The sequence below is a fragment of the Rhodoferax sp. GT1R46 genome, from assembly GCF_056521285.1.
In genome coordinates this window covers 524,464-536,087 of the sequence record NZ_JBWMBC010000001.1, presented here as the reverse complement: position 1 = coordinate 536,087, position 11,624 = coordinate 524,464, and the positions used below count along the sequence as shown (strand labels likewise).

Annotated in this window: 9 protein-coding genes and 1 pseudogene; 4 read left to right on the top strand and 6 right to left on the bottom strand. The window is 59.9% G+C overall.

All coding sequences use genetic code 11. The features are described 5' to 3' along the window. The first annotated feature begins 35 nt into the window (after positions 1-35). Entirely contained in the window at positions 36-899 is an 864-nt protein-coding gene (locus AC097W_RS02565; protein ID WP_479600748.1) for a class I SAM-dependent methyltransferase, read from the top strand. A gap of 115 nt (positions 900-1,014) precedes the next feature. Here AC097W_RS02565 and AC097W_RS02560 read toward each other — a convergent pair whose 3' ends face one another. Then, entirely contained in the window at positions 1,015-1,950 is a 936-nt protein-coding gene (locus tag AC097W_RS02560) for a LysR family transcriptional regulator (protein WP_479600747.1), read from the bottom strand. Positions 1,951-2,084: 134 nt separating this feature from the next. Between AC097W_RS02560 and AC097W_RS02555 the strand changes: the two genes are divergently transcribed. After that, on the top strand, positions 2,085-2,981 hold the full coding sequence (locus tag AC097W_RS02555) for a DMT family transporter (RefSeq protein ID WP_479600746.1): 897 nt from the start codon (positions 2,085-2,087) through the stop codon (positions 2,979-2,981). A gap of 312 nt (positions 2,982-3,293) precedes the next feature. On the opposite strand, the gene AC097W_RS02550 is transcribed toward AC097W_RS02555, so the two are convergent. The 4 genes from AC097W_RS02550 to AC097W_RS02535 form a co-directional block, all read right to left on the bottom strand. Next, positions 3,294-3,914, bottom strand: a complete 621-nt coding sequence (locus AC097W_RS02550) for a DUF3313 family protein (protein WP_479600745.1) — start codon at positions 3,912-3,914, stop codon at positions 3,294-3,296. Positions 3,915-3,953: 39 nt separating this feature from the next. Then, positions 3,954-4,391: a hypothetical protein gene (locus AC097W_RS02545; RefSeq protein WP_479600744.1), complete on the bottom strand. Its 438-nt coding sequence runs from the start codon at positions 4,389-4,391 to the stop codon at positions 3,954-3,956. A gap of 20 nt (positions 4,392-4,411) precedes the next feature. Then, complete coding sequence (locus AC097W_RS02540) at positions 4,412-5,047, bottom strand: DUF2306 domain-containing protein (RefSeq protein WP_479600743.1); 636 nt, start codon at positions 5,045-5,047, stop codon at positions 4,412-4,414. Positions 5,048-5,176: 129 nt separating this feature from the next. Then, positions 5,177-7,819: a winged helix-turn-helix domain-containing protein gene (locus AC097W_RS02535; RefSeq protein ID WP_479600742.1), complete on the bottom strand. Its 2,643-nt coding sequence runs from the start codon at positions 7,817-7,819 to the stop codon at positions 5,177-5,179. 232 nt (positions 7,820-8,051) lie between these two features. Here AC097W_RS02535 and AC097W_RS02530 point away from each other — a divergent pair. Both AC097W_RS02530 and AC097W_RS02525 read left to right on the top strand, forming a co-directional pair. Beyond that, a pseudogene (locus AC097W_RS02530) lies at positions 8,052-8,327 on the top strand (tRNA (adenosine(37)-N6)-dimethylallyltransferase MiaA); the annotation flags it as partial. Positions 8,328-8,461: 134 nt separating this feature from the next. Continuing rightward, the gene (locus tag AC097W_RS02525; protein ID WP_479600741.1) at positions 8,462-8,854 is read left to right on the top strand and encodes a cupin domain-containing protein; all 393 of its coding nucleotides are present in this window, start codon (positions 8,462-8,464) and stop codon (positions 8,852-8,854) included. Positions 8,855-8,985: 131 nt separating this feature from the next. Here AC097W_RS02525 and AC097W_RS02520 read toward each other — a convergent pair whose 3' ends face one another. Then, positions 8,986-11,154, bottom strand: coding sequence for a multiheme c-type cytochrome (locus AC097W_RS02520; RefSeq protein WP_479600740.1), 2,169 nt, complete (start codon positions 11,152-11,154; stop codon positions 8,986-8,988). Positions 11,155-11,624 lie beyond the last annotated feature (470 nt).

Here is an 11,624-nt window from a genome sequence, read left to right as displayed (position 1 = left end):
AGCAACATCAACGTCTAGCCGAGAGGAGAACTTGCATGGCCGAACCACAACCCTCATTCGACGCAGCCAAGTACAAGAACGCGCAGCGCGAGCAATGGAACAAGGATGGTGCAGCATGGCGGCGCTGGACTCCCACTCTGGATCGTTGGTATGGCGTAGCTACCCGCCATATGCTCGACTTGGCCCGCATTCAGCCAGGTCAGCGCATCCTGGACGTCGCCGCCGGCGCAGGTGAACCGGCTGTCAGTGCCGCCCAACGAGTTGGCCCTAGCGGTTACGTGCTGGCGACCGACATCTCGGAGGGGATCGTTGAGCTGGCGCACCAGGTCGCCCGCGAGCGGGGACTCAAACAGGTTGAGACCCGCGCCATGGACGGCGAGAAACTGGATCTCCCTGACGCTTCCTTTGATGCGGTGCTGTGTCGGCTGGGTCTGATGTATATGCCGCACCCCGTGACAGCGCTACGCGAGTGGCGCCGTGCACTGATACCGGGCGGTCGGGTCGCCGTCGCTGTCTTTTCCACGCCCGATCGAAACAGTTGGGGTGCTCTGCCCGCTTCCATCATCCGCCGGCGCGCGCAACTCCCGCCTCCCGGTTTGGGGCAGCCCGGCCCGTTTAGCCTTGGCGGTGCCGGGGTGCTCGAAGACGTCTTGCGTCAAGCCGGATTTGCCAACCCCGAGGTTCTCGTTGTGCCGGTGCCCCATAGAGCGGCCAGTGCTGCCGAGTACGTGCGCGTCGCCCGAGAGGCCTTCGGTGGATTCAATGCCATGATGGCTGACCTGCCCCCTCAAGAACGCGAGTCCGTGTGGAACGAAGTGGAAGACTCAATGCGTAGTTTCGAATCGCCTGGTGGGTTCGAGGTGCCGGGTGAGTGCCTTGTTGGCGCGGCTACGAAGTGATCGTACGCAGACTGCTAACCATCAGTGCTGACGATCGCGCAAATTCAGGGAGTACCCGCTTCCACACGCAGTGCAGTCACAGAAATCGAGACCGGGAGCACCGGCAACAACACCCCTAGGGGGCTGTCTTCGAGTCCGCCTGGCAAATGTTACGAACATGTTGGCGAAGCCAACGGTGTACCGGATCGACATGATGGCGTACGTGCCATGTTTGGGTCACTTCGACGGTGGGAGTCTCTATTGGCAACTTGAACATATGCAATCGATGATGCGCTATTGCCCATTGAACAAACGGCTCTGGCACGGTGGCGATGAAGTCAGATGTCGCCACCATCACCAGTGCCGCCTGAAAGCCCGGCGCAACAATGATCACTTGACGGCTTAAACCCACCTTGCTGAGTGCTTCATCGATACGACTAGACGTGGGACCTCGCCTTGGTGCGGCTATGTGTGGCCACGCCACAAAGCTCTCTGGACTGACATGCCCATCAGGCTTTTTGCGAAACAAGGGATGCTTTTCTCTTACCACTCCGACAAAGGAAGCTACGAATAGTTGTTCGCTGTAAATTTCGGACTCTGGTGGTCCCGGAACTCCGATGTCTAAATCAACGACACCGCTTCGCAATGGTTCAATGTCCTTGCCCGCTCGGGGTATGAAATTCAAAGATACGCCTGGTGCCTCTACTGCCAGAGCTGACGCCAACCGGGTCGCCCAAACGCCCAAAAATCCATCATTTGCGCGCAAGGTAAAAGTGCGTTGAAGCGTTGAGAAGTCCACATCCTCAGGTGTGAAAACCCCACGCACCTCCTCTATCGTCGCTTGGACCCGCTGCTTTAGGTCGAGCGCGCGCTGGGTAGGCACCAGGCCCCGTCCGGCGGGAACAAATAGAGGGTCTCCGAGGGCGTCACGCAGTCGTGTCAACCGCCGACTCATCGCAGGTGGACTCAGATGCAGCGCACGCGCAGCACCCACCACGCTGCCCTCACGCAGCAATGCATCCAAGTCCAACAGCAAATTGAAATCAAGATGGCTTAAGGAAGGGCTTTTCATCTGTGTCTTTCGTGAGTATTGATCTCATAGCTGCGTTTGGTGCATCAATAGATTGCAAACATGTCACTTTACGCAACTGTTTGATTGTCGGACTATAGCGGCCACCCAACACGCAGACCCAAAAGGAGCCCTTCATGCAAACCCAAACAAAGGCCGTAACGCCTCCCTCCACCGCGGATTTCTCCATCTTTCCTGTGCTTGCCGTCCTGATATGGACCGGCAACACCCTCGTCACCAAGATGGCCGCCGGAGCAATTGAACCCGCTGCCATTACTTTCTATCGTTGGCTGCTGGCAGGCACGGTACTGACACCCTTTGTGTTGCGCACAGTGTGGCAGCAACGCGCCATTGTGGCTGCGCACTGGCCCAAGCTGGCGTTCTTAGGACTTCTGGGCATGGGTATGTACCAGGGCCTGGCCTATGAGGCAGCCAAGACCACGTCCGCCATCAACATGGGCGTTGTCGTCGCATTGATGCCATTGATGTCCGCCATGTTGGCGAGCATCTTTGCGGCTGAAGCGATAACGGCTTCGCGCATTGGCGGTGCCTTGCTGTCACTTGCAGGCCTGGTGTTTCTAAGCACCCATGGTCACCCCACTGAATTGCTCAATGGTGCTGCGCACATTGGTGATGCCATCATGTTGATCGCGGTGGCCTCCAATGCACTCTATGGCGTATTACTTAAACGCTGGGCTGTCCCCCTGTCGACATGGCAACAGCTTTATGTGCAGATTGGCTTTGGCTTGTTGGTGATCTTGCCGTTCTGGGTAATGGCGCCATCCTCGCCCATTGAAGCGCACAACGCTCTACTCGTTCTTTACGCTGGGATCGCTGCTTCCATCGGTGCTCCTTTTTGCTGGATGAGCGGCATCAAAAAGCTTGGGCCAGCACGTGCCAGCTTGTTCATGAACCTGCTCCCTATTTTTGTGGCCTTGGCAGCATCCACTTTTCTGGGTGAAGAGTTGCACAGCTTCCACGCCGTCGGCGGTTTGCTCGCCTTGGCAGGGGTGTGGTGGGGACAACGCAAATGATCGATCTCTATTTTTGGAAAACCCCAAACGGGCACAAGCTTGAGTCGGCTGCGATTCTTCAATACCTCGCGGACAAGTTTGAGACCTTGCTTCCACGGGAAGGCGTTGCGGGGTACGAGGTTTTGCAGGGGTTGTTCTGGCAGGTCGGAGGGCTGGTTCCCATGGCTGGGCAGACCCCCATTTTGTGAAGCACGCACCGCAGTCCATAACTTATGCAATCGATCGCTATGTTGGAGAAACGACAAGGCTCGACCGCTGGTGGTCGCCAACAGCGGGCCTATCCGAGGCCAAGGCGTACATGGTGCTTTTCAATCAGCGCAGTGCTGTCTTCTTCCCGGCATCAGACACCGGTTGCAGCAGGGGCACAAAATCGGCAGCAGCCTTGCGCACAGCGATCTCAGCCGGTGCCAGCTTGCTGAAGCGCGCCTTCAGTTCGGACAGGGGTGCGAAGTAGCCCTGTGTCAATGCTGCCAGCTGGCGCCCGGTCTTTGGGTCCACGGCCTCGATCTCTACGGCCGCGCCGCCGCGGTCCAGCGGAACAGTCAGGAGCAGCGCACTAAGTGCGTTGAGCGCAGGAGACACCGTTTCTACCCGTGTGATCGCGGCGCGCAGCACGGCCGGGCGGCCCTGTGGCTGGGCAGGTAGCGCCCGTACTTGCCGCTGCAGTTCACCGTGCAACTGGGTCAGCAAGGCATCGCGCTCGTCCGTGCTGATGTCGACGCTGCTCGTCACGCGCCAGGTCACGGCGTCGATGCTCACGCGAGCCGGGTCGATGGGGTCTGCCGAAGCACGACTCGCAGATGCGTCATCTGAAGGCTGAGCCAGAGCCGTGTAGTCGCTGAGGAAGCCGCTCTGCGCGGTGGGCATGACCGTGCTGCATGCCGCAAGCGAGGCGGCGGCGGTGGCGGCAATGAGGAGGCAAAATCTGTTCATGGGGAAGTCCTTTGAGGCAATGGGTAATGAAGGTGAGCGCTAAAGCATGCGCATTTCCTGGCTGACGAAGACGGAGGCCTTGCCCTCAACCGCTTCACACTTCACCGTGTAGGTGTAGCCCGCCTTCACAGAGATTTCGAAGGTGGGCCGAAAGGTGGGCCTGGTCAGCGACTTGAAGCAGTACAGCGCGAGTGCATAGGTGCCGGGGTTCAGCCGGATCTCTCGCGGATAGTCGGTGAAGCCTCGCAAACCCAAGCGCTTGACTACTGACGGGCCCGCCTCGGGCTTGTAGGAGTAGCCTGAAATCGTTGCGTGGTACTCGTCTCCCAGTGGGTTGCCGTGGTAGCTCTGAATCACGGCGATCTCGGACATGTCCTTTCGATCACCGGCGTACTGTTGAGCAGGAGTCATGAATCCGCAGGAGCAGAGCAACACGCTCAGCGGGACGGCAACAAATAGTAGAAGCGAATTGCGCATGGGATTCTCTCGTGGTGAATTCATATGGATGGCAGGTGGCGCCGAATGATCCATTCGGCGAAGAGCACGTTCAGACCCCAGGCCGAAGCCATGAGGACATCGCGGAAAAAAAATGTCGGTGCGCCGGCTATCAAGGTCACCGGCAACAAGATGAATACCTGCGTGCCTGCGCCTTGACCCAACGCGTAGGCGCGGACCATCCAGGCTCTGTGTTGGGCGATGCGACCCCGAAGGACCGCCCGTACCGACACCATGATGGCCAGCGCCATGGACAGCGCGACCACGATACGTACCCCGTACAAGAGGCCGCCTTGCAGTTCCTCAGGAATGGCATACGCGGCGGTCATCCACAGACCCGTCAACGCAGCCAGGATGCCGCAGGGCACCACCACCCGACCGGCTACGCGATGCAGGCCCGGCGCGCGCCGCCGAAACGCCGAATCGAACTGAAACGCCCCCAGCAGACAAAACAAGGTGGCGCTGACAATGTGCAAGACCACTGGCGTAGGCATCGCCATGAAGCGCGCATTCTCGGGCGTCACGATGCCGACTCTGGCCATCCCGGCGAGGCGCACCGCGCCAGCCACCACGGGCACCAGGCTCAGCAGCAAGAGCGACGTCAGGAGTTTCCAGGAAGGTCGTGGCAAGGACAACATGGCGAGGGGGCACGATCGGAGGGTGGTTGCGGCGCCAACCCCATGTCGAGCGCCTGGCAGGCAGTGTCGACCAATAGACCTAGCCAGGTCGCCGCACTTAAGTACGGTTCTTCCAAACCACCCCGTGGCTCACAACAGTTTCAGTTCCCGTGCCCGCGCAACGGCCTCCGTGCGCCTCTGCACGTCCAGCTTGTCGAAAATGTTCTGGTTGTGCCACTTCACTGTGCTCAGCGACACGAAGATCTGTTGGGCGATTTCCTGGTTGGAAAGACCTTTGCAAATCAACGTCAATATCTGCAGCTCGCGCTCGCTCAAGGGATCCGCCAGGCCAGGGGGCGTATTCGGTTGCTCTTGCGCCGGCGCGTTGCCGGGTGAAACAGGCGCCATCGCGATCAGTTGTCGCTGCATGGCGTCGAGCAGCATGGCCGTGTACCGCGGCCGCGTGCCGTGCGTTGCCTTGTCCAAGAGGCGATGCATCGGCCCGCCCAGGTCGACGAAAGCGCGCACGCAGCCCTGTGGCTCCGCCAGCGCCATGGCCTCTTCCAGCACGGTCAGTGCAGCGTCGGACGAGTCCAAGGCATCCAACGCCAGCGCCTTGAGCAGCAGCGCGCGCAAGACTTCAGCGGTCGAAGCGCCACCCCGCGAATCAACCCGTGACGCCTCCAGGAAAGCGGTCAGAGACTCATGCGCCTGCAGTGCCTGCCCGCTGGCAAGCAAGACCCAGGAATGCGCCAGAGGCAGCGCCTGGGCTTGCGCGATCTGAGCGGCGGCGATGACCTGACCGGTCTGCAACAACGCTTGCACCTGTACTTCTGCGATAGAGAGCCTGCCACCCTGCTGGTTTCTGGTCTGTGCTGCGGTGCTGGCCTGGGTTAGCAGCGTCAGCGCCGCATCGGCCTGGGCGCGGGACAACAGGATCTGTGCGCGCAATGCGTCAGCGCCCAGTGCGGAGTCGCATTCCAGCAGCGCCGCGAGGCGGCTGCTTTTGTCTGCGTGCATCGCTGCGGCGTCGAGGTCGTTCCACTGGTAGTGGATGCGCGCCAAGCCCAGATGAACCTCGCAGGCAACCAGGTGTGGCTGATCGCCCAATACCTGCAGCGCCCGTGCGTAGGTACGTGCCGCCAGGTGCAGGTGGTTGTCGTCCTCCTGCAGGTGCCCCAGCGCAATGCAGGCGACGATAGTGAACATGCGGTTGCCGCAGGACTCGGCTATCGGAACGACCTCGCCATAGACGCGTTTGGCCGCCACGCGGTTGCCGCTGAACTGGTGCGCCACCCCAAGCGCACACTGGCACGTTATGCGCACGGCAAGGTTGTCATGGGGCAGCCACTCCAGCGCCAAGGTGGCTTCCCGCTCGATCGCAACCGGGTCGCAAAGGGCCACCGCCTCCCAGGCGCGAACCGCATTCAATTCACCGCGCCAGCTCCGATAGGCGGGATGATGCAAGGCGGATTCGATCGCCGTTTCGGCACCGATGATGGGGGCCCGCATCCGGCTGTGTTGACTGGTCGCAAGATACGACCAAGCCAGCATCAGCCACAGGGGCGGGTGGGCGTCCAGATACGGCGGTGTCTGGTCCTGCAACCACTGCAACACAGGCTCGGCGTCCTCCAGAAAATACAGCGGCATGCCATGCCCTTGGACCACCTGAAAGGCGCGCGACGTGTCGCCGGCAGCCACCGCGTGGTGTAAAGCCTGACTGACCATGCCCTGGCTCTCAAACCAGGCACTGGCTCGCAAATGCAAGGGCGCCACCGCTTCGCTCTCAAGCAGGCGTTGTTGCAACATCGCACCAAAGAGATGCTGGTACCGGTACCAACGGCGATCGTCGTCAAGCGGCACCACAAACAGGTTGCTCAGATCCAGTTTGCGCAGGGATTCGCAGCCCCCCTCGGCCAGCGTAACGGCATCACAGAGCTCTGGACACATGCGTTCCAGAACCGACGTTCGCAAAAGGAACGCCTGAACGTCTGCGGGCAGGCGCTGCAGCACTTCTTCGAGCAGGTAGTCCTGCACCAACCGATGGCTGCCGGTGAACGACTGGATGAACGACTCCGCATCGCTTTGCTTGGCCAGCGCCATGGCCGCCATGTGCAAGCCTGCGGGCCAACCTTCGGTGCGCGCTTCCAATGCTTGAACTTGGAGTTCGGTCAACCCCAGCGCCATCGACTGGTTCAGAAAAAGCCTGGTTTCATCGGCAACGAAACGCAGATCGTGCGGGCCTATGTCGAGCACTTGGCCCCGCGCGCGCAACCGCGCCAACGGGATGGCCGGCGCTTCACGCGACACGACCACCAGATACAGTTGCGCAGGCAGATTGCCTATCAGGAAAGCCAGCAATGCGTCAACTTCCAAGCTGCTGGCGAACTGGTAATCGTCCAATACCAGCACCAGCTTGCCGCGCCGCATGACAAGTCGGTTAATCAGATGGATCAGCACCGCTTCTGGAGTCGGCCTGGGTCTGGCTTGGGCCAGCGCCAACGCACCATCGCCCAGATCGCCGGAGATGGACCGCAAGCTGGCGGTCAAGTACGCCGCAAACTGGTTCGGATCCCGATCCCCCGCATCAAGTGAAAGCCAGGCGCTCGGGTGCTCGCAGGTCTGGGCCCAGGCGCCCACAAGGGTCGACTTGCCGAAACCAGCCGGCGCACACACCAACGTCAACTTGCCCTGCAGACCCGCGTCCAAGCGTTGCATCAACCGCTGACGTTCCACGCTGCGCAATGGCGGCGGCGGCGCGAAAAGCTTGGTGGTTAGCAAGTGGGTGACCATGGTTGACTATACAAGTTGCCCGGGGCCAAGTGTGCGGCAGTATGCGGCGTGAGATGGCGCGCTACCTGTGACAGGTAGGCTGCAACCCTTGCCAGCGTGAGGTTTCGTGCGCCCGGTGCGGGCTGGCCCAACTGCGCCAACGTCATGGTGCGACGGCAGGACCTCGACAGCAGGTGACTGCTTCCGGGCGCCGTTGTCGATCGGGTGAAGTCCCAGCTAGAAAAGGTGTGACCCGGTGACCGCTGCAAGGCTGACACCGGCAGACCGCCAGCGCATTCAGCGCGCGCTGGAGGTGTACCGGATGCCGGGCCTGCCCCTGCCGCATTTTCACGCCCAAAAAAATGCTATTAAAACAATAGCTACCCCCGCAGGTTCTACGGGGGCTAGTACCCCTATTTTCTTAGAACCCGAGAATCGCAGCTGGTTGCGCTCCTTGCCAGAGCGTCAGGTGGTGGCAAAGCATCTCGATAGCGGGTCATTGACCTCCCAACGGAGGGTCAGTTCTTGAATGCGTTGACATATCGCAAATATGGCCTCTCGGTGTTCGAGCTAAAGTTCTTGCAATGAAAACGCTCAAGAACCTGATCCATCATGCACATCGGGAACACAGCACTCTGGCAAACAAACGAAACGAGAGCTGTCATGAAAGGCTATGTGCAAGACATTGAGGGCATCGCTGTCAAGAATGAAGAGTTTCGCCAAGTGCTTTACACGGCTAAGAACTACCAACTCGTCGTCATGGCGTTAAAACCCAAAGAGGAGATAGGGGCTGAGGTCCACAAGCTCGACCAGTTCTTTCTCGTCGAGGAAGGGACGGGGGAGGCGGTTCTTGATGAGGTTCGCACGGCGATCAGCGCGGGCTTTGCTGTGCTGGTCCCTGCCGGGACGAAACACAACATCATCAACACCGGCACCGTTCCGCTGAAGCCCTATACGCTTTATGCGCCGCCAAATCATCGAGACGGCGCCGTCCACCCTACCCGCGATGCGGCGGAGGCGGACAACGAACACTTTGATGGAAAAACGACGGAATAGCGGGTCGGCTTTCAGCGGTGACCGGCTTCAATGCTTTCCTTCGAAGTAAATTGGTCACTAGCCCTGATAGATCGTGGGTAGCACGCTCATGTTTTAGTAGCGTATCGTATCAACCATCCGCCCGCTGCGTCTTAGGGCCTGGGTCCGTTGTGGCAGTCGTAGCAGCCCACCTTCTGCCCAGCGGTGTAGTTGTAGCTGCGTCCGTTGTCGATGATGTAAGTACGGGCCACCTTCACCTGCGCCAGGGGGCTACCCCGGTAGTCACTGCCGTGGCAGTAGCTGCATTGCGCCGAGTTTGCCTCCGCAAAATCACCATGTCCGCGTACCCAGGCTGCTCCAATGGTGTGCATGCCATGGGGCCCGCCCGTGGCGGTCATTGGCGGCGTCGCGTGGCAGACCGTGCACTCGCGCACCGTTCCCGCATACCCCTGCAACGCGATGCTTTGCAGGTTGTCGTTGACCTCCGAACTGGGGTACTCGGCATGCGTGGAGCCGTGGCAAGATTCGCACTGCATGGCGCCGTGCCCCTTGCTGAAGCGGAACAGGCTAAAGCCCGTTCCCGGAGTGTTCGGGTTGGTGGCGAACCGGGTGTCGGCAGGCTTGATCAAATTGCCCGACGCATCAACCGCAGTCAGAGTGCGCTTGCCGTCGAAGTGACAGGCCTGGCAATTGGGCTGTTGCAGCCAGCCCACCCGCTTAGGGTCGCCAACCTTGGTCAGGTTGCCGTGGCAGCTTTGGCAGCCCATTTCCATATTTCCATTGGCATCAAGCGCATTGCCCATCGCGCCGCGCAGACATTTGGTCACCGAGCCGGGGTGGCATGCGTAGCAGGAACTTCGATTGGTACTGGCGTCCAGTGTGAGCATGGTGGCTGGCTCAATGACCTTGGCATGGCGCGTATGCAGTGCGCTGGTGAGCGCAGAGACGCCGGCAATTCCTGTGCCCGGCAGTGCGTTGGAGGCGTGGCAGGTTGCGCACAGCGCCGGTGTGCCCGCCAGAGCCGAGGCATACAGACCTGCCGTCAATCCTTTGGCAGACAACGCGGACTGGTACTTGGCGTTGCCTGCCTGCATCTGGTCGTGCAGACGAAGGATGTTCTTCTTCCAATCGGTCTCTGTGTTGGCGTCATTCACCCAACCCGCTTTGGGCTTTGCCGCAAGACGCGCGGTGTTGGTTTCCGTCACCGGGCGCGAGGCGTGGCATGCGGCGCAGGTCATCTCATCGCTCACAGGAAGGACGGTTGTGGTCGTCGCAAGGACCTTGCCGGTAGCGTCTTTTGCCGTGACTTTCACGGTCGGGTAGAAATTCTTGGCGCCGATGTCGTCCACCGGCGTGATGGGGATGCCGGTGGCTTCGAACCAACCGTTGGCCACGTTCAGTGACAGCGGCTTGGCGGTACGCGAAGGGGTGGAAAATCCGGTCAGGCCGACATCCGGGGCCGGTGACGCGCCATAGATTGTCTTGGCGAAGGCCCAGAAATTCGTTTTACCTACGCTGGTGGTATTGATCGAGCCGGACGGGTCGGCAACCGCCTCGTAGGTTAACGTCACGCCCGTGGTCACCGCCTTGCCAGTGGATGCATTGACAAGTTGCGCGTGCAGGTTGTTAAACGGCGGCAGGATCGAGAATACCGAATAGTCCTTGCCATCCACGCAATGCATGCCAAGGTCATTCCAAGCAAGAAGCGAGAATTTCCCGCCACTGCCAGCCCCACCGGAGGCTGTCACCGTCACCGGCACGTTAACCGTGGTCTTGCCATCTTTCACCGCCACCAGCGCACTGCCGGCGGCACTACCCTTGACGGTAACCACATTGCCGGAAACCGATACCGAGGCAACCGTCGCATTCGACGAACTGGCCGAAAGCGTGCCCGATACCCTGCTGGCGGTGAGGATGCCGTTGCCTCCAGCCACCAACGAGAGCGTTGTCGGAGCCACAGTCATCGTCGTGGCCGCCACAACCGTGACTGACAAGCTGACGATTTGCGACGTGCCATCTCGAATGAGAACCTGGGTGTTTCCAGCGCCCTTGCCGAATACATTCAAGGTTGCGCCGCTCTGGCCAACGTTCGACAGCGACACCGTCGCCACCGCAGTGTTTTTCGATTCGGCCTGGACCTCGCCACTTGCACCACTGATCTTGACCGTGGAATAGGTGCCAGCCGAAAGGGCGACCGTGGTGGGCGACAAGCTGAGCGCCGCCGAGGCCTGGCCGACCATCGCGAACAGGCACAAAAATGCCCATGTCACGAATATCTGAATACTGCCGAAGGCAGTGAATCTGACCGTTGACTGATTCATAACGTCTCCAATCTGTGTCGCCAAACCGCGCTCCTGAGCAGAAACGTTGTCCAGAAATTTGGGCCTTCACTGCTGGCCGCAACAGGCCCACCCGGTTAGCCTGGGTCAATAGCCATCCAGGGCACATGGGTAATATATAAAGATTCAGTGATAAAGCAAATTGTTTTATGTAACTTTTTCGTAACTGATCAGGTTGCTATTCGTTCAGCGGCCGCTTAGTTCGGCATTGCTGCCATCGCTTATGACCCAGAGCTGGTGCACATCGCCGCCCATGTGCAGGATGTGACCGAGGGCAACATACGGTTGTATTTCGAACACGCTCCGAACTCAGGAAAACGTAGTTGCTGGTGCAACGAATACAGCGACTATTCAAACGAAGTCTGGGCGTATCCGATTGGCTGATCGTGCGTATTTGAATCCCAGCCTGTTGCGCGTGACGACTGTAAAGCCGTGCTCAATGGCTGTGGCTT

Excerpts from the sequence above, each read along its gene's own strand:
- AC097W_RS02560 (WP_479600747.1), bottom strand. The coding sequence starts at position 1,950 with ATGAAAAGCCCTTCCTTAAGCCATCTTGATTTCAATTTGCTGTTGGAC.
- AC097W_RS02540 (WP_479600743.1), bottom strand. The coding sequence starts at position 5,047 with ATGTTGTCCTTGCCACGACCTTCCTGGAAACTCCTGACGTCGCTCTTG.
- AC097W_RS02525 (WP_479600741.1), top strand. The coding sequence starts at position 8,462 with ATGAAAGGCTATGTGCAAGACATTGAGGGCATCGCTGTCAAGAATGAA.
- AC097W_RS02545 (WP_479600744.1), bottom strand. The coding sequence starts at position 4,391 with ATGCGCAATTCGCTTCTACTATTTGTTGCCGTCCCGCTGAGCGTGTTG.
- AC097W_RS02520 (WP_479600740.1), bottom strand. The coding sequence starts at position 11,154 with ATGAATCAGTCAACGGTCAGATTCACTGCCTTCGGCAGTATTCAGATA.
- AC097W_RS02565 (WP_479600748.1), top strand. The coding sequence starts at position 36 with ATGGCCGAACCACAACCCTCATTCGACGCAGCCAAGTACAAGAACGCG.
- AC097W_RS02550 (WP_479600745.1), bottom strand. The coding sequence starts at position 3,914 with ATGAACAGATTTTGCCTCCTCATTGCCGCCACCGCCGCCGCCTCGCTT.
- AC097W_RS02555 (WP_479600746.1), top strand. The coding sequence starts at position 2,085 with ATGCAAACCCAAACAAAGGCCGTAACGCCTCCCTCCACCGCGGATTTC.
- AC097W_RS02535 (WP_479600742.1), bottom strand. The coding sequence starts at position 7,819 with ATGGTCACCCACTTGCTAACCACCAAGCTTTTCGCGCCGCCGCCGCCA.